General features: G+C 69.9%; 20 protein-coding genes. 13 read left to right on the forward strand and 7 right to left on the reverse strand.

Annotated features, from left to right (window positions below):
* Positions 1 to 35 precede the first annotated feature (35 nt).
* The 6 genes from J7E94_RS15525 to J7E94_RS15550 all read left to right on the forward strand — a co-directional run bounded on the left by J7E94_RS15525 (position 36) and on the right by J7E94_RS15550 (position 6138).
* Positions 36 to 1583, forward strand: coding sequence for a recombinase family protein (locus J7E94_RS15525; protein WP_215015918.1), 1548 nt, complete (start codon positions 36 to 38; stop codon positions 1581 to 1583).
* A 479-nt stretch (positions 1584 to 2062) separates the two neighbouring features.
* On the forward strand, positions 2063 to 2335 hold the full coding sequence (locus J7E94_RS15530) for a hypothetical protein (RefSeq protein WP_215016058.1): 273 nt from the start codon (positions 2063 to 2065) through the stop codon (positions 2333 to 2335).
* A gap of 28 nt (positions 2336 to 2363) precedes the next feature.
* Positions 2364 to 2834, forward strand: a complete 471-nt coding sequence (locus J7E94_RS15535; RefSeq protein ID WP_215015920.1) for a DUF6879 family protein — start codon at positions 2364 to 2366, stop codon at positions 2832 to 2834.
* Between the two features lie 12 nt (positions 2835 to 2846).
* A complete protein-coding gene (locus J7E94_RS15540; RefSeq protein WP_215015921.1) occupies positions 2847 to 3695 on the forward strand; it encodes a helix-turn-helix transcriptional regulator in 849 nt (282 codons plus the stop codon).
* Between the two features lie 286 nt (positions 3696 to 3981).
* Positions 3982 to 4212: a hypothetical protein gene (locus J7E94_RS15545; protein WP_215015924.1), complete on the forward strand. Its 231-nt coding sequence runs from the start codon at positions 3982 to 3984 to the stop codon at positions 4210 to 4212.
* 57 nt (positions 4213 to 4269) lie between these two features.
* On the forward strand, positions 4270 to 6138 hold the full coding sequence (locus J7E94_RS15550) for an NHL domain-containing thioredoxin family protein (RefSeq protein ID WP_215015926.1): 1869 nt from the start codon (positions 4270 to 4272) through the stop codon (positions 6136 to 6138).
* Positions 6139 to 6175: 37 nt separating this feature from the next.
* On the opposite strand, the gene J7E94_RS15555 is transcribed toward J7E94_RS15550, so the two are convergent.
* From J7E94_RS15555 to J7E94_RS34570, 5 genes are all read right to left on the reverse strand, one after another.
* Positions 6176 to 7468: a M18 family aminopeptidase gene (locus J7E94_RS15555; RefSeq protein WP_215015928.1), complete on the reverse strand. Its 1293-nt coding sequence runs from the start codon at positions 7466 to 7468 to the stop codon at positions 6176 to 6178.
* Positions 7469 to 7568: 100 nt separating this feature from the next.
* Positions 7569 to 8300 carry a hypothetical protein gene (locus J7E94_RS15560; RefSeq protein WP_215015929.1) on the reverse strand — a complete coding sequence of 244 codons (732 nt, stop codon included), beginning with the start codon at positions 8298 to 8300 and terminating at the stop codon, positions 7569 to 7571.
* A 184-nt stretch (positions 8301 to 8484) separates the two neighbouring features.
* A complete protein-coding gene (locus tag J7E94_RS15565) occupies positions 8485 to 10311 on the reverse strand; it encodes an acyl-CoA dehydrogenase (protein ID WP_215016060.1) in 1827 nt (608 codons plus the stop codon).
* Positions 10312 to 10405: 94 nt separating this feature from the next.
* On the reverse strand, positions 10406 to 10795 hold the full coding sequence (locus tag J7E94_RS15570) for an ATP-binding protein (protein WP_308345094.1): 390 nt from the start codon (positions 10793 to 10795) through the stop codon (positions 10406 to 10408).
* Complete coding sequence (locus tag J7E94_RS34570) at positions 10792 to 11001, reverse strand: hypothetical protein (RefSeq protein ID WP_251056715.1); 210 nt, start codon at positions 10999 to 11001, stop codon at positions 10792 to 10794. Before J7E94_RS34570 ends, J7E94_RS15570 begins: the two co-directional genes overlap by 4 nt.
* A gap of 112 nt (positions 11002 to 11113) precedes the next feature.
* Between J7E94_RS34570 and J7E94_RS15575 the strand changes: the two genes are divergently transcribed.
* From J7E94_RS15575 to J7E94_RS15600, 6 genes are all read left to right on the forward strand, one after another.
* Positions 11114 to 11965, forward strand: coding sequence for a helix-turn-helix transcriptional regulator (locus tag J7E94_RS15575; RefSeq protein ID WP_215015932.1), 852 nt, complete (start codon positions 11114 to 11116; stop codon positions 11963 to 11965).
* A complete protein-coding gene (locus tag J7E94_RS15580; protein ID WP_215015934.1) occupies positions 11946 to 12161 on the forward strand; it encodes a DUF397 domain-containing protein in 216 nt (71 codons plus the stop codon). Before J7E94_RS15575 ends, J7E94_RS15580 begins: the two co-directional genes overlap by 20 nt.
* A gap of 67 nt (positions 12162 to 12228) precedes the next feature.
* Entirely contained in the window at positions 12229 to 12687 is a 459-nt protein-coding gene (locus tag J7E94_RS15585; protein WP_215015936.1) for an SseB family protein, read from the forward strand.
* A 40-nt stretch (positions 12688 to 12727) separates the two neighbouring features.
* Positions 12728 to 13678, forward strand: a complete 951-nt coding sequence (locus J7E94_RS35695; RefSeq protein ID WP_215015937.1) for a helix-turn-helix domain-containing protein — start codon at positions 12728 to 12730, stop codon at positions 13676 to 13678.
* Positions 13679 to 13785: 107 nt separating this feature from the next.
* Positions 13786 to 14160 (forward strand): hypothetical protein, encoded by a 375-nt coding sequence (locus J7E94_RS15595; protein ID WP_215015938.1) that lies wholly within the window; start codon positions 13786 to 13788, stop codon positions 14158 to 14160.
* Between the two features lie 254 nt (positions 14161 to 14414).
* Complete coding sequence (locus tag J7E94_RS15600; protein ID WP_215015939.1) at positions 14415 to 15413, forward strand: pirin family protein; 999 nt, start codon at positions 14415 to 14417, stop codon at positions 15411 to 15413.
* Between the two features lie 9 nt (positions 15414 to 15422).
* On the opposite strand, the gene J7E94_RS15605 is transcribed toward J7E94_RS15600, so the two are convergent.
* Together J7E94_RS15605 and J7E94_RS15610 are read right to left on the reverse strand one after the other, a co-directional pair.
* A complete protein-coding gene (locus tag J7E94_RS15605) occupies positions 15423 to 16505 on the reverse strand; it encodes an AI-2E family transporter (protein ID WP_215015940.1) in 1083 nt (360 codons plus the stop codon).
* A 39-nt stretch (positions 16506 to 16544) separates the two neighbouring features.
* Positions 16545 to 18734, reverse strand: a complete 2190-nt coding sequence (locus J7E94_RS15610) for a SpoIIE family protein phosphatase (RefSeq protein WP_215016062.1) — start codon at positions 18732 to 18734, stop codon at positions 16545 to 16547.
* Between the two features lie 136 nt (positions 18735 to 18870).
* Here J7E94_RS15610 and aspS point away from each other — a divergent pair, with 136 nt between their 5' ends.
* Positions 18871 to 20688 (forward strand): aspartate--tRNA ligase, encoded by a 1818-nt coding sequence (aspS, locus tag J7E94_RS15615; protein ID WP_215015941.1) that lies wholly within the window; start codon positions 18871 to 18873, stop codon positions 20686 to 20688.
* Positions 20689 to 20718 lie beyond the last annotated feature (30 nt).

A 20718-nucleotide genomic window follows, 5' to 3' on the forward strand; every position in this document is an offset into this window, starting at 1 on the left:
CAACAGACCACCGAACTCTTCGTCACACTGAGTGTGTGCACCAAGACGCGATCTGTGACCTGTACCTTCGCTTGTCCCTTGACCGGGACGGCAAGACCGCAATCGAACGGCAGGAAGCCGACTGCCGTGCCTGGGCCGAACGTAACGGACTGACCGTCCGCAAGGTCCACATAGACAGAGGGCGCTCCGGTTACAAGACCGTTGAGCGCAAGGGCTTCGACGCCGCACTGGCGGCCGTCACGGCGGGCGTCGTCGGCACGTTGATCGTCTGGAAACTGGACCGTCTGTCGCGCAAGGGCATCGGCCAGGTGGGCAAGGTACTGGACGGCATCGAGAAGGCCGGCGGCCGTCTCGTCTCGGTCGTGGACGGTCTCGACACCTCGAACGACTCGGCGCGCATGGTCGTGGCGATGCTCGCCGAACTCGCCCGGTCCGAGTCGAAGAATCTCGGCACACGCGTCGGCCATGCCAAGCGTTACCTACGCAGCAAGGGCCAGTGGATCGGCGGACAGCCTCCGTACGGGCTACTCATCGACCCGCAGACCAAGAAGCTCGTCCACGACCCGGAGCACGCCGTCTACGCCCGTCTGATCGCGGATGAAGCGCTCGCCGGAACGTCGTTGGTCAAGATCGCCCGGCTTCTCAACGAGTACGAGATCCTTTCGCCCAGAGGCGGGCAGTGGAACGCGGCCAGCATCATGCAGCTCCTGCGCTCCCCAGCGTTCGCCGGCCTGATGCCGGAGACGGAGACCGTCGAGACGGACGACGGCGAGCGCAAGTACACAGGCAGGGTCTTCCCGTACCGCGATCCCGAGACTCTGGACACCGTCGAGATCGGCGAGGGGATCATCGCGGTCGGAGAGCGTGAACAGATCATCCGCACCCTGGAATCCAGGACGTTTGTACACGCAGGAAAGCGGCGACCGAAGCCCGAGGGGACGGCGCTGCTCACGGGACTCGTCTTCTGCGCGGTTCCTGGCTGCGGTCGCCGGATGCACCGTGTGGGAGGCAGCTACCAGTGCATGGCTCGCCGCGCGGGCAACCAGTGCATCGGAGCGTCGGCGCTGTCTGAAGCGGTTGACCAGTACGTGACGGAACAGTTCCTCACGAAGCTCCCAGCACTCGAATTGGACGACCCGTTGCTTGTCGCGATCGCAGACCGCTGGGTGCACCGTGTAGACCCGGAGACCTTTGCGAAACGTGATGCGCTTACTGCTGAGATCCAGGATGAGGAAGCCCGCCTCGCCGATCTGGAGGACGCGCGTTACGTGCGCGGTGAGTTCAGCGGCGCAGCAGCAGTGGAGCGTTACAACCGGCTTGCGGAGCGCCTGAGAGGACGCATCGAAGGGCTTAGCAGCGATCTCCGAAAGCTCCCCATGCCGTCCGTGGACGTGTCACCGATGCTCGACGGCCTCACTCTGCGTGAGGCGTGGGCGGACGCGAACAACGAAGACCGGCGTGGCCGGTTGTCGCTTGCCATAGACCGGGTTGAAGTGACCAAGGGGGTGCGCGGCCAGCGGATCATTCCAGAGCAACGCATTCAGATCCACTGGGCGAAGCTGGGCGCCGACACCGCCACCTGAGCACCGGGGTAAACCCCCTTCTGTCGGCAGCGGACACGCGTGACGAAGTGACGAAATGACGCTCTCGCCCGGTTACCTCTTATAGAAGTGTTGTTGTTTCCATGAGTGGATCAGAAGTAATCGTCATTCCGTCACTTCGTCACCAGGGATGTCCAAAGTTCAGGCGCAGCCCTCACAGCGACCCCGGCCCCAGCTCGAAAAACGCGCCCTGGGTGCGGCTCCGTTTTTGGACTGCCGACGCTTGCGGCCACTGGGAAATGGCCTCTTTGAGACCCTGAGAATCCCCCCGTTAAGGGGTCGACAGGCTGTGCGAAGCATTGCTGAAGCCCCGATGGCTGCCCGTACTGGGTGGCTGTCGGGGGCTTCGTCGTACCCGCACCCTGCATCAACAAGCTTGTCCTGACGCCCTCTTGCGCCGGTCAGCCACAGGAGTGAGGCTCGTGCACGTTCGTGCAACCGACTCGACACCTGGAGTGATCGTGAACCTAAGGTTCCTCGGCATCATCCCGAACACGCCGACCGACGAGTCCCCGACCATCTGGCTTGATGAAGAGACCGGTGACCTGTTGATCCAGTCGTACAAGGCGACGGCGGAAGAGGTGAAGGCTTGCCAGGAGATCGGCTCGATCCCCGGGCACTCCACGGACGTGCCGGACCACGAAACGATCATCAGGCTCCCTGCGGTGATGCTGAAGTGCATCCCGCGCCCGGACGAGAACGGAGAAGCCGGAAGTGCAGCCACCCGCGCGTAACGCACTGGCCCGCGCGCAGCAGTCGGCCGTGCATCTTGAGTTGCGTGACAGCTACATGCTCGATGACCCGGAGTTCCTTGCCTGGCAGCAGGGCAAGCGGCTGGACCCGGCTGATCGGTCGTCGTGGTGGGGCGGCTGGCACGACGCGGTGAGCGCTGCCACGGCGCGCGGGGTGGTGGTCCGCCGGGTCCGCATCGTGTCCGAGCCGATCAGTGACTACGTGCGCTACGAGTGCGACTGCACCTTCACCAATCTCGCTGCGGGTGAGATGGTCCGGTGGCTGCCCCGCCGGCAGACGACGGACTTGGCGTTGCCAGGTACGGACTTCTGGGTCTTCGACAGCAGCCAAGCCCTCTTCCACCACTTCACCGGAGAGGGCCAGTTGGACGAAGACGGGCGGGAGTACACCGACGATCCTGCGCGGGTCCACCTGTGCGCCACGGCGTTCGAGGCTGTCTGGCAACGCGCCATCCCGCACGAGGAGTACAAGCCGCGCTGACCGGTCACCACCATGGCTGTCTCTCCCTCTTCGAATGCCCAGCAGGCCCGGCAGGCTCTGGCGAACCGACTCGCTGAGCTCTGCCGGGACTCCGGCCTGAACGGGCGCGATCTCGCCCGGCTCTGCGGATGGCACCCGTCCAAGTCATCCCGGATCATGAACGCCCGTACGCCTCCGTCCGCCGACGACATCCGGGCTTGGTGCCGCGCGTGCGGGGCCGAAGGGCAGGCGGACGATCTGATCGCCTCGCTGCGGACCGTCGAAGATATGTGGATCGGCTGGCGACGCATGGAGCGCGCCGGGCTCAAGCAAGCACAGGAAGCCCGTCTGCCGCTCTTCGAGCGAACCCGCCGGTTTCGCTCCTACTCCTCGTGGTTCGTTCCGGGCCTGATCCAGACCTACGGCTACACGGAAGCCGTCTTGCGTGCCGTTCAGCGCAGACGGGTCGAGGTCGATGACGTGGCCGATGCCGTCGCCGTGCGCATGGAGCGTCAGCGCGTTCTCTACGAGGGTGACCGCCGGTTCGCGTTCCTGGTTGAGGAGTCGGTCTTGCGTAACGGTCTCGGCGGGCCGGACGTGCAGGAGGAACAGCTCAGCCACCTGCTTACGGTCGGCTCCCTGCCCAGCGTCAGTCTGGGCGTCGTGCCCACCCGGACCGATCGGTCCCGGATGCCGGTGGAGGGGTTCTGGATCTTTGACACCGCACAGGTCAACGTGGAGTTGGTCTCCGGGTACCTCACGTTGACCCAGCCGAGTGAGGTTGCCGGATACGCGGACACCTTCACCGAACTGGCCGACATGGCCGTCTACGGAGTCAAGGCCCGCTCGCTGATCACGAGCGCCATTCAGGCTCTCAGGTGACAGCCGTGCAAACTCGTGCAATCCCCTGGGAGTTGCAGCTCCGACGTTTCTAGCGTGGTCGCTACACGGACGACACGAGGAGCGGGGCCGTGAAGGCGATCACGTATGCGCAACCCCCGGTAGAGCTGCCGTTGCGCACGGACCCGGAGCCCGTACCGGTGGCCGGTTGCGGGGTCTGCGCCGCCCTTGCCGCACAGCGCCGGGAAGCCCGTCTCCGGGGCGACCACTCCACGGTCAGCGATTGCAACGTGGAGCTCCGGAACCACCCGCACCCCGAGGGAGCGGCATGACCGTGAGAGCTGTGCTCCGGTACGTCAGCTACGTCATGCACCGCCACCCCTCGGCGGAGACGACGGCCACGGCACGGTGCCTGAACCCGGACTGCCAGTGGACTGCCGCGCCGACCGGGAACGCGGACGTGTGCACCGACATGTGCATCGAGCACACGGGGAGGACCGGTCACATGACCTTCCTGCGGGAGTTCTCTGAAGTCGCTGTGGTGGAGCGCATGCCCTGAGCAGGCGGTTCGCACCGGCGTGATCCTGCGTCCACGGGCGGATGGCAAGCTTGAAGAATGAACGATGCTGCCCCGGCGCCCACCCCCGCGCCCGCACCCCGCAAGCGTGCCCGTCTCCGCGCCCCCGAGCTGATCGGCAAGGGCGGCTGGCTGAACACCGGAGGCAAAGAGCTCAGCCTCGCCGAGCTGCGAGGTAAGTGCGTTGTTGTGGATTTCTGGACCTTCTGCTGCATCAACTGCCTGCACGTCCTCGACGAGTTGCGCGAGCTGGAGGAGAAGCACCGCGACACCGTCGTGATCATCGGCGTGCACTCGCCGAAGTTCGTGCACGAGGCCGAGCACGCCGCCGTCATCGATGCCGTCGAGCGGTACGAGGTGCACCACCCCGTGCTGGACGACCCCGAGCTCGCGACCTGGAAGCAGTACGCCGTACGGGCCTGGCCCACGCTCGTCGTGATCGACCCCGAGGGGTACATCGTCGCGCAGCACGCCGGCGAGGGGCACGCGCACGCCATCGCGCGGCTCGTCGAGGAGCTGGAGGCCGAGCACGAGGCCAAGGGGACCCTGCGGCGCGGCGACGGGCCGTACGTGGCGCCCGAGCCGGTGGCGACCGATCTGCGGTTCCCCGGGAAGGCGCTCCTGCTGCCCTCCGGGAACTTCCTGGTGTCGGACTCGACGCGGCACCAGCTCGTGGAGCTGGCCGCCGACGGGGAGAGCGTCGTACGGCGGATCGGCAGCGGGGAGCGCGGATTCACCGCGCAGAGCTTCAGCGAGCCGCAGGGCCTCGCGCTGCTGCCCGACGGGCGGGTCGTCGTCGCCGACACCGTCAACCACGCGCTGCGGACGTACGACCCCGCGACCGGGGCCGTGGAGACGGTCGCCGGGACCGGGCGGCAGTGGTGGCAGGGCTCGCCCACCTCCGGGCCGGCGCTGGAGGTGGACCTGTCCTCGCCGTGGGACGTGGCCTGGTGGCAGGGCCGGGTCTGGATCGCGATGGCCGGTGTCCACCAGCTGTGGACCTGGGATCCGGAGGCGGGCACCGTGCAGGTCGCCGCCGGGACGACCAACGAGGGCCTGCTCGACGGGCCCGCCGCCGAGGCGTGGTTCGCCCAGCCCTCCGGGCTCGCGGCGGCCGGGGACCGGCTGTGGATCGCCGACTCCGAGACCAGCGCCCTGCGGTACGTCGAGGACACCCCGGACGGCTACGTGATCCGGACCGCGGTCGGCACGGGCCTGTTCGACTTCGGGCACCGCGACGGGGAGGCGGGCCAGGCCCTGCTCCAGCACCCGCTCGGGGTCACCGCCCTGCCGGACGGCTCGGTCGCGGTGGGCGACACCTACAACCACGCGCTGCGGCGGTTCGACCCGGCGACCGGGCAGGTGACGACGCTCGCCACCGATCTGCGCGAGCCCAGCGACGCCGTCCTGGCGGGCGCGGACATCGTGGTCGTCGAGTCAGCCCGGCACCGGCTGACCCGGCTGCGGCTTCCGGAGGAGGCCGTACGGGTCGAGTCCGTGGCCCACCGCACGCAGCGGGCCGCGACCGAGGTGGCGCCCGGCACGCTCCGCCTCGACGTGGTGTTCCAGGCGCCGAGCGGGCAGAAGCTCGACACCCGCTACGGCCCTTCGACGCGCCTGCTGGTCTCCTCTACCCCGCCCGGGCTGCTGGCGGCGGGGGAGGGGCCCGGGACCGACCTCTTCCGCGAGCTGGTCCTCGCGGACGGCGTCACCGAGGGCGTCCTGCACGTCTCCGCGATGGCGGCGTCCTGCGACGACACTGAGTCCGACAGCGGCTCCGCCGCGGACGCCAACGAGTACCCGGCCTGCCACGTCCACCAGCAGGACTGGGGCGTTCCGGTCCGGGTCTCGGCCGACGGCGCCTCCCGGCTGCCCCTCGTCCTCGCCGGGATGGACGACGAAGGGTAGCCCGACACGGGGCCCGTACGGGGGCCTTCCTGGGGACTCAGCCCTCCAGGAAGGCCACCAGCGCGTTGGCGAGCAGGTACGGGTCCTCCGCGCCGCACAGTTCGCGGGCGCTGTGCATCGACAGGATCGCGACGCCGATGTCCACGGTCTGGATGCCGTGGCGGGCGGCGGTGATCGGGCCGATCGTCGTGCCGCACGGCATCGCGTTGTTGGAGACGAAGGTCTGCCACGGCACGCCGGCCCGCTCGCAGGCGTTCGCGAACACGGCCCGGCCGCTGCCGTCCGTCGCGTACCGCTGGTTGACGTTGACCTTCAGGATCGGGCCGCCGTTGGCGCGCGGGTGGTGCGAGGGGTCGTGCCGCTCCGCGTAGTTGGGGTGCACGGCGTGGCCGGTGTCCGAGGACAGGCAGATGGTGCCGGCGAAGGCCCGCGCGCGGTCCTCGTACGTACCGCCGCGCGAGAAGACTGAACGTTCCAGCACGTTGCCCAGCAGCGGGCCGTCCGCGCCGGTGTCCGACTGCGAGCCGTTCTCCTCGTGGTCGAAGGCGGCGAGCACCGGGATGTGGTCGAGCTTGCCGGCCGTGGAGACGGCGGCCAGCGCGGCGACGCCCGCGTGCACCGACAGCAGGTTGTCCATGCGCGGGCCGGCCAGCAGCTCGCGGTCGCGGCCGAGGTAGGCGGGCGGCTCGATCGAGTGGACCATCAGGTCCCAGCCGGCCACCGAGCCCTGCTCCAGGCTCTCTTCCTCCTCCAGGAAGGCGATCAGGTCGCCTTCCTGCACCTCGCCCAGGCCCCAGATCGGCTGCATGTGGCGCTGCTTGTCCAGCTTGAGGCCCTCGGTGTTCACCGACCGGTCGAGGTGCACGGCCAGTTGGGGTACGCGCAGCAGGGCGCGGTCCACGTTCACGAGGCGCTCGGTGCCGTCGCGCAGGGTCAGCCGCCCGGCCAGGCCCAGGTCGCGGTCGAGCCAGGTGTTGAGCAGGGTCCCCCCGTAGATCTCGACGGCGATCTGCCGCCAGCCCTGCGAGCCGGTGTCCGGCAGCGGCTTGACCCGCAGGTTGGGGGAGTCGGTGTGCGCGCCGACGATGCGGAACGGGGTGTGCGCCGCCGCGCCCTCGGGGACGTACCAGGCGATGAGCGCGCCACCGCGGAGCACGAACTTGCCCCCGGTACCCGCGTCCCAGGCGTCCGTTTCCGACAACTGCCTGAAGCCTGCCTTTTCCAGCCGCTCGGCCGCGTTGGCCACGGCGTGGTACGGCGACGGACTGGCCGTCAGGAAGGTCATCAGATCGTCGGTGTGGCCGCGGTCGAAGCGGGCGGGAGAGCTCATGTGGTTCACCTTAACGACGGTCGTGTACGCCATGGCCGGACTGCGGCGGATAGCCGAGAGGACTGGTCCCGCGCCTGTGATTCGGCGGTCCCGTCGATTCTCAGCCCGGCGGGCGCTCGAATCTGCGCTGCAGCTGCCTGCGCTCGCCCCGGCGGATGCGCGGGAGCATCTCCGGGGTCTGCGCGGAGCGCTGCGCGCGTCTCTTGCGTCCGGCGCAGAAGATACAGGCCTCACCGGGCGGTGCGTCGGGGTCGATGGGCGCTCCGGGGTGTTCGGAGCAGCCGGAGGCGTTGCGGGGCCGGGACAGTTCGCGGGCGACGATGAAGGCGCGGTGCAGGTCGTCGGCGATGCGGACGAAGTCCTGGGCGGGGGAGCCGATGGTCAGGTGGAAGCGCTGTTCGTCGATGGTGCGCAGGTACCGGCGGAGGACGTCGAGGGTGTACGGGCCGTCCGGTACGGGGTAGCCGAGGCGTCGCTGCCCGCCCGGCGCGGCGGTGGCCGTACGGCCGCCCTGGAGCCGCTGTCCGAGCCGGCGCCGGTTGTTGCAGATGAGGCAGCGGCCCCAGCCCTCGGGCGCCTCGGGGTCGAGGGCGCCGTTGGGGTGCTCGGGGCAGCCGGTGTAGCTCTTGGCGGGCGCCAGGGCGGCGGCCGTCTGGAAGGCCACGTACAGGGCGTCGGCGATCGCCTCGTATTCGGCGGGGTGGGAGCCGTCGTACAGGTCGGTGACCCGGTCGCCGAGCGCGCCCACGTTCGCCTGGAGCTCCTTGAGGGCGTACGGCCGCCCGGTGGGGACGGAATACCCCCTGCTGCGCTGCTGCTCCTGTGCACTCATACGTACGAGAGTCCCATGAAGCACCGACAACGGGGAAAGCCGCAGGGCACGGGCCCGCACACCGGCGAGCGGGGCCGCGCAGACCGGCGGCCGGGCCCCCGTGCGGGAGGGCCCGGCCGCTAGTGGTTTCGGCGTCCTGCGTTCTGCGTTCTGCGTTCGGCGTTCGGCGTTCGGCGGGCGGAGCCTAGAAGGCGGCCTCGTCGAGCTCCATGAGGGAGTTGTCGACGCCCTCGGCCAGCGCGCGCTGGACCGAGACGCCCGGCAGGACCTGCGCGGCGAAGAACTTCGCGGCGGCGATCTTGCCGGTGTAGAAGGGGACGTCCTTGGCGGAGGCGGTCGCGAGCTTCTCGGCGGCCACGGCGGCGCCCTTGAGCAGCAGGTATCCGACGACCACGTCACCCGAGGCCATCAGCAGGCGGGTGGTGTTCTGGCCGACCTTGTAGATGTTCTTGACGTCCTCGCCGGTGGCGGTGAGGTCGACGATCATCTGGCCGACGATGGCCTCCAGGTCGACGGCGGCCTTGGCGAGCGCGTCGCGGGCCGGGGCCAGCTCCTCGCCGCCGACGGCCTCGGCCAGGAACTTCTTGATCGTCTCGGAGAGGACGTTCAGCGAGGCACCCTGGTCGCGGACGATCTTCCGGAAGAAGAAGTCCTGGCCCTGGATCGCCGTGGTGCCCTCGTAGAGGGTGTCGATCTTGGCGTCCCGGATGTACTGCTCGATCGGGTATTCCTGGAGGTAACCGGAACCGCCGAAGGTCTGCAGGGACTGCGCGAGCTGCTCGTACGACTTCTCCGAGCCGTAGCCCTTGACGATCGGCAGGAGCAGGTCGTTCAGGCCGACGAGGGAGGAGGCGTCCTCGCCCGCGGCCTGCTTGAGCTGGATCTCGTCCTGGACGGAGGCGGTGTAGAGGACGAGGGCGCGCATGCCCTCGGCGTACGCCTTCTGCGTCATGAGCGAGCGGCGCACGTCGGGGTGGTGCGTGATGGTGACCTTGGGCGCGGTCTTGTCCATGAAGTTGGCCAGGTCCGGGCCCTGCACGCGCTCCTTGGCGTACTCCAGCGCGTTCAGGTAGCCGGTCGACAGGGTGGCGATGGCCTTCGTGCCGACCATCATCCGGGCGAACTCGATGATCATGAACATCTGGCGGATGCCGTCGTGCTTGTCACCGATCAGCCAGCCCTTGGCGGGGTGCTGGTCGCCGAAGGTCATCTCGCACGTGTTGGAGGCCTTGAGGCCCATCTTGTGCTCGACGTTCGTGGCGTAGACGCCGTTGCGCTCGCCCAGCTCGCCGGTCTCCCAGTCGAAGTGGAACTTCGGGACCAGGAAGAGGGACAGGCCCTTGGTGCCCGGGCCGTGGCCCTCGGGGCGCGCGAGGACGTAGTGGAGGATGTTCTCCTCCATGTCGTGCTCACCGGACGTGATGAAGCGCTTCACGCCCTCGATGTGCCAGGAGCCGTCGGCCTGCTGGATGGCCTTGGTGCGGCCGGCGCCGACGTCCGAGCCGGCGTCCGGCTCGGTGAGGACCATGGTGGAGCCCCAGCGCTTCTCGACCGCTATCTGCGCGATCTTCTTCTGCGCCTCGTTGCCCTCGTCGAAGAGGACACCGGCGAACGCCGGGCCGGAGGAGTACATCCAGACGGCCGGGTTCGAGCCGAGCAGCAGCTCCGCGTAGGCCCAGATGAGGGAGCGGGGCGAGACGGTGCCGCCGATCTCCTCGGGCAGGCCCAGGCGCCAGTACTCGGAGTCCATGAAGGCTTCGTAGCTCTTCTTGAAGGACGCCGGGACGGGCGCGGTGTTGGTGGCCGGGTCGAAGACCGGCGGGTTGCGGTCCGCGTCCGCGAAGGACTCCGCCAGCTCGTTCTCGGCGAGGCGGGCCAGCTCGGACAGGACGCTCTTGGCGGTGTCGGTGTCCATCTCCTCGAACGGACCGGTGCCGTACAGCTTGTCGCGGCCGAGCACCTCGAAGAGGTTGAACTCGATGTCGCGGAGATTCGACTTGTAGTGCCCCATGGCGACGGCTCCGTTAAGGCTCGGGGAGACAGGTTCCTCGTACATACCAATCGGTAACGTAATGATGCTACCCGCGAGTAATAAGGCGCAACCCCTACCGCCTGGACTGTGACGACTCTCTCGGCAGCTCGCACCACACCGTCTTGCCGTTCCGCCTCCGGCGCACGCCCCAGGCCAGCGATACGGCGGCCAGCAGGGCCAGCCCCCGCCCGGACTCGTCGGTGTCGGCCACCGCCTGGCGGAGTACGGGCCACGCGTGCGGATCGGGATCGGTGAGCTCGACCCGCGTACGGGTTGCCCTTCCGGTGATCCGCAGGGTGACGGGCGTGCCTTCGCCCAGATGGGTGATCACGTTGCTCAGCAGCTCGCTCACGCAGAGTTCCGCCTCGGGGCAGGCGTCGGCCCCGAGGTGCTCGCGCACGGCGTGGCGGAGGAGGGCGGCGGCCTTGGGGACGGCGAGCAGCCGGATGGTGAGGTCGTTCACCGGCCGCCGGCCAGGGCGTCGGCCAGCCGCTGGGCGGTGGCCAGGTTGCAGTTGCCGAGGCTGATCAGGGGCGGGGTCCGGTAGCTGCCCGCGTAGGAAAGGAGGTGGAGGTCGAGGGAGGGGAGCGTGATGCCGTGTGCCGCGAGGGCGGCGCGGAGCCGGTCGAGGCATTCGGTGGCCTCGCGGTCGTGGGGGTGGGTGCTCATGGGGATGCCTTCCTGTGCGGACTGTGACGAACTGCTCACAGGCTGGCGTGGGTCGGCGTAGCGTGGGAAGGGTTTCGGGCTCCACAGTGCGAAGTGTGGAAGGCGGGCGATTGTGGCCGCACGCAAGGACATTGACGGCTCAGCGAGCGTGCCGGCCCTGTACGGCAAGGAGCTGCGCTGGAAGCGGGAGGCGGCGGGCCTCACCCTTCAGCAGACGGTGGAGGGCAGCTTCTACGGCGTCAGCTACCTGAGTGAGATCGAGCGCCCCCAGCGGCGCATGCCGATGGATCTGGCGCGGCATGTGGATCAGGTGCTGGCGACGGACGGCTTCTTCGAGCGGCGCTGCGAGGACGTCAGGAACGCCCGGCGGGGCGTGCACGCCGAGTACTTCGCGCCCGTCGCCGAGATGGAGAAGCGGGCTCGGTCCATCGAGGAGTGGGGCCATGCGCTCATTCCCGGACTGCTTCACACGGCCCCGTACACCCGGGCGATCACGCACGTCACGCACCCGCTGGACCTGCCGGAGGAGGTGGATACGAAGGTGCGGAACCGACTCCAGCGGGGACGGCTCTTCGACGACCCGCAACGGCCGGAGTACTGGGTGATCATGCATGAGCCGCTGCTGCGGAGTCCGCTGTTGCCGCCCCGGGAGATGGCGGACCAGCTGGACCACGTGGCGGCACTGGCGCGGCGTCGCCGGATCGTTCCACAGATCCTCCCGTGGAACGCGCCCCTCAGTCCTTTCATGGCCCACTCGATGAAACTCATGGAGTTCGATGACGAGCCGCCGGTCATGTACACCGAGGGCCCGTATCACGGTCAACTCATCGATGATCCGGCCACCGTGAAGCGGTATAGGAAGGCATACGATCGGCTCAGGGCCGCCGCACTGTCGTCTGAGGTGTCCCTCGCCATGATCGAATCGACAGCCGAGGACCTCCGAAATGGCAAGCAGCGGGACTGATTTCACCAAGGCCGTCTGGCGGACGAGCAGCTACACCAATGGCGACAACGGCGACTGCGTCGAGGTAGCGGACGGCCTCGCCGGACTCGTCCCTGTCCGGGACTCCAAGAGGCCGGGCGGCCCCGCCCTGATCGTCGCGGCCCGCGCGTGGGTTCCGTTCGTACGGGCGCTGAAGGCCGGGGACCTCTCAGGCTGAGGCCCCGCCGGGCATCGGTGGCCAGTACCGGCCGGTACGGCTCCGGCCGCTCGGTAGGGTGGGCCGCATGTACGGCTACGACCAGAACCCGGGTGCCCAGCAGCAGTATGCGCAGCAGCCCCCGCAGGGCTACGCGCAGCAGGCGCCGCCGCTGTACCCGGAGCCGTCCCCGCCCTCGCTCGGGGACGCGGTGCGGGCCTTCACGACCGGGTCGCTGTCCGCCGAGGACTTCCAGCAGATCTTCGCCACCTCGAAGGTCTACTGCCCGCGCGGCGACACCCCGGGGTTCCTGGCGCTGCACAACACGCAGCAGCCGGTCATCCCGATGTTCACCACGCTCAAGGAGCTGCGCCGGTACGCCGGCAAGGAGTCCAAGTACTTCGTGATCACCGGCGCCGAGGTGATCGACCTGCTGCCCACCGGGTACGGCTTCGTCCTCGACATGGAGGGCGACCACCGGATGGTCTTCGACGCGAAGGCGGTCGAGCAGATGGTCGACTACGCGATGCGCCGCATGTACGGCTGACGCCTTTCCGCCTTACGCACGGGGGCAGACCTTGCTGAGGGTGCACTTCACGGCCGAGGACCTCTTCAACGTCACCTTCGCGAGCGAACCGCTCCCGCTGGTGGAGCTGGCCCTGGCACTCGTCGCCTGGCAGCGCACCGACGAACCGGCCGTCTTCGGGCGCTGGCGCAGCCGGGTCGGGCGGGAGCTGCCGGGGCGGGCGCGGCCGCTGCTGGACCTGCTGCGGCCGGACGGCGACAATCCGGAATTCGTCGAGCCCTTCGTACGGGACTTCGAACAGGGGCTGGCGCTGGTGCGCGACGCGGGCCCGCTGCTCACCGGGGAGCAGCTGCACCGGGCCGCCGCCCGCGCCCCCGGCTCGGCCTCCTGGCTGCGCGCGCTGTGGGGTCAGGACCGCGAGGCGTGGGACGTCCTGGACGGCGCGCTCAGATCCGCGTACGCCTCCGTCGTGGCACCGCAATGGCCGCGGATACGGCGTTCCTTCCAGGCGGACGTCGCCTGGCGCACCCGGCTGCTGGCCTCCCACGGCATCAAGGCTGCCCTGGCGAGCACGCATCCGGCCGCCGGCTGGTCCGGGACGGCCTTCGAGGTGGGCAGGCCGCCGGACTACGAGCTGCACCTGGGCGGCCGCGGACTGACGCTGATGCCGTCGTCGTTCTGGACGGGCCGCCCGCTGCTCGCCGGCCAGCCCGACGGCTCGCACGTCCTGCTCTACCCGGCGCTGACCCCCTTGCCGCTGGCCGCGACCGGCGCGGCGGAGGGCGCGCTGGACGCGCTGCTGGGCCGGACCCGGGCGGCCGTGCTCCAGCTGCTGGTCGAGCAGCGCACGACCAGTGAACTGGCCCGGGACCTCGACATCAGCCTGCCCTCGGTCTCGGAGCACACCCGCACCCTGCGCGCGGCCGGGCTGATCACCACGGAGCGGGACGGCAAGGCGGTCCTGCACTCGGTGACGGGCCTGGGCGTGGACCTGCTGCACAGCGGCGGCTGACCTTTCGGCGGTGCCCGAAATGATCGCGGGGGCGGCTGCGGCTGCGGAGTATCGGTGCTGCGGGGGAACCACGGGGGGTCCTCCGCCCCATCTACGAGGAGGCAGTGATGGCTCGTACGTCGATCCGCACGAAGCTCGCCGCGGTTGCGGCCACCGGGATGCTGGCGCTGGGCACGGGGGTCCTGGCGGCAGGCCCGGCCCAGGCTTCCGATCACGAGGTCCTGGGGTGCCCGTCCGGCTTCGCGTGCATCTACACCGAGGGCTGGTACTCGACCACCGTGTCGCAGAAGTGGGACGGGGCCGGCACGTACAACCTCAGCAACCAGGAGAACGGGCACTGGGTCCTCAACAACCAGACTCAGAACTGGAAGTTCAAGCTCTGCACGGGTTACGGCGGCACGGGTAGCTGTGAGGACATGCCGCTGGACAAGTGGCAGTGGCGGAACCTCACGCCGATCAACTCGGTGATCGTCTCGCCGTAGTACGCAGCCCATGGGGCCCGTCCCCGCCGCACTCCGCGGCGGGGACGGGCCCTCTTTTGCGAGGCGGCGGCGAAGCGAACTTCCCACTGCCCCTCTGTTGCCGGCGGCGCGGCACGGTCGCCGCGTCCCGCAGTCACCTGGTGAGCTCGAAGGGGTGGCCGTGATGGGAATGTGAGGCGCGGGACCGCTGTTCTGCGGGGTGTGGCAGAAAGTTCGAGTTTCAACTAAACTCGGATCACAAGGAGGTCCTGACCATGCCCGCAGTGACTGTTGAGAACCCGTTGACGCTCCCCCGAGTGGCCGAGCCGCAGACGGCGGCCGTCCCGCGCAAGGTGCTGGCCGTCACCACCGCGCCCGGTGGGTTCGAGGGGGAGGGATTCCCGGTGCGCCGCGCGTTCGCGGGGATCAACTACCAGTACCTCGACCCGTTCATCATGATGGACCAGATGGGCGAGGTGGACTACGGAGCCGGGGAGCCGAAGGGGACCCCGTGGCACCCGCACCGCGGCTTCGAGACCGTCACGTACCTGATCGACGGAACCTTCGTCCACCAGGACAGCAACGGCGGCGGCGGAGTCATCAACGGCGGCGACACGCAGTGGATGACCGCCGGTTCGGGCCTCCTGCACATCGAGGCCCCGCCGGAGGCCCTCGTCGTCAGCGGCGGGCTCTTCCACGGTCTCCAGCTGTGGGTGAACCTCCCGGCGACCGACAAGATGATGCCCCCGCGCTACCAGGACATCGGCGGCGGCCAGGTCCAGCTGCTGTCCACGCCGGACGGCGGCGCCCTGCTCCGCGTCATCGCCGGTGACCTCGACGGCCACGCCGGCCCGGGCATCACCCACACTCCGATCACGATGATCCACGCGACCGTCACCCCGGGCGCGCAGGTCACCCTCCCGTGGCGCGAGGACTTCAACGCCCTGGCGTACGTACTGGCCGGGCGCGGCTCGGTCGGCGAGGACCGCCGCCCGGTCCACACCGGGCAGACGGCCGTGTTCGGCGAGGGCGGCTCGCTCACCCTGCGGGCGGACGAGTCCCAGGACTCCAACGCCCCGGACCTGGAGGTCGTGCTCCTCGGCGGCCGTCCGATCCGGGAGCCGATGGCGCACTACGGGCCGTTCGTCATGAACAGCCGGCACGAGCTCCAGCAGGCCTTCGACGACTTCCAGGCGGGCCGGCTGGGCACCATCCCGACCACCGCCCGGACCGGCCTCGGCCACCGGGGCGCGGGCCAGCCGGACGAGGACTGACCGTCCCCGTTACGAGGGCCCCGCGGGCCCTGGCGCCGCGTCGTCGGCGTACCGGGCCCGCAGTTCCGAGATCACTCCGAAGGCGGCCGCCGTCAGCGGTACCGCGAGCAGCATGCCGAGGATCCCGGCGACACTCGCCCCGGCCGCGATGGCGATCATGACCACCGCCGGGTGCATCTGCACGGTGCGGCTCTGCACCATGGGCTGGAGCACGTGCCCCTCGATCATCTGGACCACCAGCACCACGCCGAGCGCCCACAGGGCGATGGCCCAGCCCCGGTCCGCGAGGGCGACGAGGACCGCCACGGCGCCCGAGAGGATGGCGCCGAGGTAGGGGATGTAGGCCGTCACGAACACCAGGGCCGCCAGCCCCACCGCACCCGGCACGCGGAGCACCAGCAGACCCGCGCCGATGAGTACGGCGTCCACCAGGGCCACGAAGGTGGTTCCGCGCATGAAGCCCTCGACGGCCCCGAAGGCCCGCCGCCCCATGGCCTCCACCAGGTCGCCCGAGCGGCTCGGGACCAGCCCGCGCAGCGCCCCGGCGGACCGGTCGGAGTCGCGGAGGAAGAAGAAGATCAGCACAAGCGCCAGCAGGGCCGTCCCGATCACGGTGCCGACCACGCTGAGCCCGGTGACCACGCCCGAGGCGGCCGTGCCGCCGAACTTGGCGAGCAGGTCCTTGGAGTTCTTCGCGACGTCCTCCAGCGAGGTGCCGACCGCCCCGAAGTGCGCCGCGAGGCTCTCGCCGGCCCGCCGGAGCGCGTCGAGGATCTGGTCGCCGGTCTCGATGAGCGCGAGGACGACGATGTACGCGGCGCCGCCGACGACGGCGAGCACGGCGAGGCAGGTGAGGGCCGCGGCGAGCGAGCGGTTGACCCCCGTGCGCACCAGCCGCCGGTGCATCGGCCCGAGCAGGGCCGTGCCCAGCACGGCGAGCAGGACGGGCGTGACGACCGTCCGGAAGGCGGAGCACAGCCAGACGACGAGGGCCAGCACGGCGGCGACGAGGAGGACGACGGCGCACCAGGCGGCGAGCCGGCGCACGGGCTCGGGCAGCAGGGAAGCGGGCGGAGTGGGCGGAGTCGGCACCGACGTATCCAAGCACGGAGCCGGCCGCCGCCGGGGGCGTCAGTCCAGCGGGTCGGGGTCGGGTTTCGACCGCTCGTACAGCTCGAACCAGATCGACTTGCCCTCGCCCTGCGGGTCCACGCCCCAGGTGTCGGCCAGCATCTCCATCAGCAGCACCCCGCGCCCGCTGGAGGCCATCTCGCCCGGGTGCCGCTTGTGCGGGAGCTCGTCGCTCGCGTCCGCGACCTCGATGCGCAGCCGGCGCCCGCCCAGCTCGCCCACGGCCTCCGCCACCAGCAGGGCGTCGCCGTCGGTGTGCGTCAGTACGTTCGTCACCATCTCGGAGACCATCAGCACCGCCGAGTCCACCTGCTCCTCGTCGGCCCAGTCGTGCAGCAGCTCCCGGATCTGCCGGCGCGCGCCCGCGATCCGCTCCGGCTCGGCCTGGGCCACGGTCAGCATCGTGCGGCGGGCCGGCCGGGCCGGGTGCAGCAGCGAGGTGCCGCAGCCGCAGCTCTCGCCCTCGCGGCACAGCAGCACGACGGCTATGTCGTCCTCGCGGCGGTCGGCCAGCGGGCCGGTGGTGTGGTGCGAGGACGGCCCGTGCACGGCCTGGACCAGCAGGTCGGCCAGCCGTTCGAGGTGCCCGGGCGCCGGCCCCGCCCCGGACTCCTCCGGGTCGGCCTCCAGGATCGCGCGCAGCCGGGCCCAGCCGGTGTCCAGGTCGTGCCCGCCGGTCTCGATGAGCCCGTCGGTGCACAGCATCATCGTTTCGCCCGGCTCCAGGGTGAAGCTGGTGGTGGGGTAGTCGGCGTCGGGGACGATCCCGAGGGGGAGTCCGCCCGCGGTGGGGCGCATCAGGACGGTGCCGTCCGTCATCCGGATCGCCGGGTCGGGGTGGCCGGCGCGGGCCACCTCCAGCATGCCGGTCCGGGGGTCGCATTCCACGTAGAGGCAGGTCGCGAAGCGCGGGCTCTGGAAGTCGCTGTCCTCGTACGCGCCGTCCTCGTACGCGTCGGACTCCTGCGAGGAGCACAGCCCGGCGAGGAAGCGGGAGGTGCGGGAGAGCACGGCGTCGGGGCGGTGGCCCTCCGAGGCGTACGCCCGTACCGCGATCCGCAGCTGGCCCATCAGGCCGGCCGCGCGGACGTCGTGGCCCTGTACGTCGCCGATGACCAGCGCGAACCGTCCCGACGGCAGCGGGATCATGTCGTACCAGTCGCCGCCGACCTGGAGCCCGCCGCCGGTCGGGACGTACCGTGCCGCGATCTGCATGCCGGGGATCTCCGGGCCGAGCTGCGGCATCATCGACCGCTGGAGGCCGGTGGTGAGTTGCCGCTCGCTTTCGGCCACTCCTGCGCGCTGGAGCGCCTGGGCCAGCATCCGGGCCACGGTCGTCAGGACGGACCGCTCGTCGGGGGAGAAGGACACCGGGTGCTTGAAGGCGGCCATCCAGGCCCCCATCGTCCGCCCGGCCACGATCAGGGGCAGGAAGGCCCAGGAGATCCGCCCGAAGCGCTGGGCGAGCGGCCAGGTGGCCGGAAAGCGCCGTTTGTAGTCCTCGGGGCTGGGGAGGTAGATCGCCCGGCCGGTACGGACGACCTCCGCGGCCGGGTAGTCCGTCTCCAGCCGCATGTCCGCGAAGGGGGTCTCGTCCCCGGCGTCGTGCCCGTGGTGCCCGATGATCGACAGCCGGTCCCCGGACACGCCGAAGACGGCCAGCCCGTCCGGGCTGAAGCCGGGCATGGACAGCGAGGCCGCGACCCGCAGCACTTCCGCCGTCGAGCGGGCCTCCGCCAGCGCGCGCCCCGCGTCGAGGAGGAAGGCCTCGCGGGAGCGCCGCCAGTCGCCGGTGATCGGGGTGTGCGCGGCCGTGGTGCCGGGCTGCGGTTCGGCGATCTCCTGGATGGTGCCGATCAGCTCGTAGTCGACCTGGCCGTCGGCCGTCCGGTTCTCCACCGGCTTCGAGCGGCTGCGTACGGTGCGCAGGACGCGCCCGTCCTCGTCCATGATCCGCAGCCGGGCCTCGGCGAGCGTGCCCTCGGCCACGGCCAGGTTGACGATGCCGTTGACCTCGTTCCAGTCCACCGGGTGGAACCGCGACCGTACGGCGACCTCCGGGAGCACCACCGCCTCCGCGGGCAGCCCGAGGAGCCGGGCGGCCTCGCTGTCGAGGGTGACCGTCCCGGACGCGTTGTCCCACCGCCACAGGCCCGTCGCGATGGCGGCCAGGACGTCCTCGGTGCGCACTCCGTCATCTTTACAGGTCATCCGACTGACGTGCCTGTCCGGAGCCCTGTCCGGGCGTGCCCGCGAGCTGTCCCGCTCGGACGGTAACCTTGCAAGGGTTGAGTCCACCCTGGTATCGCGAAGAACTGGATGACTGATGCATCGGTACAGGTCCCACACGTGCGGCGAGCTCCGTGCCTCTGACGTCGGCGCCGACGTCCGGCTGAGCGGCTGGCTGCACAACCGTCGAGACCTGGGCGGCATCCTCTTCATCGATCTGCGTGACCACTACGGCATCACGCAGCTCGTCGCCCGTCCCGGCACGGCCGCCAACGAGGCGCTGAGCAGCGTCACCAAGGAGACCGTCGTCCGCATCGACGGCAAGGTCGTCTCGCGCGGTGCGGACAACGTCAACCCCGAGCTGCCCACCGGCGAGATCGAGATCGAGGTCTCCGGAGTCGAGGTGCTCGGCGCGGCCGCCCCGCTGCCCTTCACCATCAACACCGACGACGGTGTGAACGAGGAGCGGCGCCTGGAGTACCGCTTCCTCGACCTGCGCCGCGAGCGCATGCACCGCAACATCATGCTGCGCTCGGCCGTCATCGCCTCGATCCGCTCGAAGATGGTGGCCCTCGGCTTCAACGAGATGGCGACCCCGATCCTCACCGCGACCTCCCCCGAGGGCGCCCGTGACTTCGTCGTCCCGTCCCGCCTGAACCCGGGCAAGTTCTACGCCCTGCCGCAGGCCCCGCAGCAGTTCAAGCAGCTGCTGATGATCTCCGGCTTCGACCGGTACTTCCAGATCGCGCCCTGCTTCCGCGACGAGGACGCGCGCGCCGACCGCTCGCCGGGCGAGTTCTACCAGCTCGATGTGGAGATGTCCTTCGTCGAGCAGGAGGACGTCTTCCAGCCCATCGAGCGGCTGATGACGGAGATCTTCACCGAGTTCGGCAAGGGCCGCGAGGTCACCTCGCCGTTCCCGCGGATCCCGTTCCGCGAGTCGATGCTGAAGTACGGCAACGACAAGCCCGACCTGCGCGCCAAGCTGGAGCTCGTCGACATCACCGATGTCTTCGAGGCCTCGGAGTTCAAGGCGTTCGCCGGCAAGCATGTGCGCGCCCTGGCCGTCCCGGACACCGCCGCGCAGCCGCGCAAGTTCTTCGACGGCCTCGGCGAGTACGCGATCTCGCTCGGCGCCAAGGGCCTGGCCTGGGTCCGTGTCGGCGAGGACGGTGCCCTGACCGGCCCGATCGCCAAGTTCCTCACCGAGGAGAACGTCAAGGTCCTCACCGAGCGCCTGGGCCTGGCCCCCGGCCACGCCGTGTTCTTCGGCGCGGGCGAGTTCGACGAGGTCTCCAAGATCATGGGCCCGGTCCGGGTCGAGGCCGCCAAGCGCGCCGGGCAGTTCGAGGAGAACGTCTTCCGGTTCTGCTGGATCGTCGACTTCCCGATGTACGAGAAGGACGAGGAGACCGGCAAGATCGACTTCTCGCACAACCCCTTCTCCATGCCGCAGGGCGGCATGAAGGACCTGGAGGAGAAGGACCCGCTCGACATCCTGGCGTGGCAGTACGACATCGTCTGCAACGGCATCGAGCTGTCCTCCGGCGCGATCCGCAACCACGAGCCCGAGGTCATGCTGAAGGCCTTCGAGATCGCCGGCTACGAGGCCGAGACCGTCGAGCGGGAGTTCGCGGGCATGCTGCGCGCGTTCCGCCTCGGCGCCCCGCCGCACGGCGGCATCGCCCCGGGCGTGGACCGCATCGTGATGCTGCTGGCCGACGAGCCGAACATCCGCGAGACCATCGCCTTCCCGCTGAACGGCAACGCCCAGGACCTGATGATGGGCGCGCCGACGGTGCTGGAGGAGTCCCGCCTGCGCGAGCTGAACATCGCGCTGCGCAAGCCGGTGGAGACGAAGCCGGCGGACGCGAAGCCGATCGCGGAGGCCGTCCACCCGGACGCTGCGCGCTAGCGGTTCCGTACGCGTACGCGAAAGGGCCCG

Origin of the sequence: Streptomyces sp. ISL-94, from assembly GCF_018614075.1 — a bacterium.
Classification (GTDB): Bacteria; Actinomycetota; Actinomycetes; order Streptomycetales; family Streptomycetaceae; genus Streptomyces.

Coding starts and splice junctions, on each gene's coding strand:
- J7E94_RS15580 (WP_215015934.1), top strand. CDS start 11,946: ATGGCAAGCAGCGGGACTGATTTCACCAAGGCCGTCTGGCGGACGAGC.
- J7E94_RS15585 (WP_215015936.1), top strand. CDS start 12,229: ATGTACGGCTACGACCAGAACCCGGGTGCCCAGCAGCAGTATGCGCAG.
- aspS (WP_215015941.1), top strand. CDS start 18,871: ATGCATCGGTACAGGTCCCACACGTGCGGCGAGCTCCGTGCCTCTGAC.
- J7E94_RS15545 (WP_215015924.1), top strand. CDS start 3,982: ATGACCGTGAGAGCTGTGCTCCGGTACGTCAGCTACGTCATGCACCGC.
- J7E94_RS15560 (WP_215015929.1), bottom strand. CDS start 8,300: ATGAGTGCACAGGAGCAGCAGCGCAGCAGGGGGTATTCCGTCCCCACC.
- J7E94_RS15555 (WP_215015928.1), bottom strand. CDS start 7,468: ATGAGCTCTCCCGCCCGCTTCGACCGCGGCCACACCGACGATCTGATG.
- J7E94_RS34570 (WP_251056715.1), bottom strand. CDS start 11,001: ATGAGCACCCACCCCCACGACCGCGAGGCCACCGAATGCCTCGACCGG.
- J7E94_RS15550 (WP_215015926.1), top strand. CDS start 4,270: ATGAACGATGCTGCCCCGGCGCCCACCCCCGCGCCCGCACCCCGCAAG.
- J7E94_RS15600 (WP_215015939.1), top strand. CDS start 14,415: ATGCCCGCAGTGACTGTTGAGAACCCGTTGACGCTCCCCCGAGTGGCC.
- J7E94_RS15540 (WP_215015921.1), top strand. CDS start 2,847: ATGGCTGTCTCTCCCTCTTCGAATGCCCAGCAGGCCCGGCAGGCTCTG.
- J7E94_RS15595 (WP_215015938.1), top strand. CDS start 13,786: ATGGCTCGTACGTCGATCCGCACGAAGCTCGCCGCGGTTGCGGCCACC.
- J7E94_RS15565 (WP_215016060.1), bottom strand. CDS start 10,311: ATGGGGCACTACAAGTCGAATCTCCGCGACATCGAGTTCAACCTCTTC.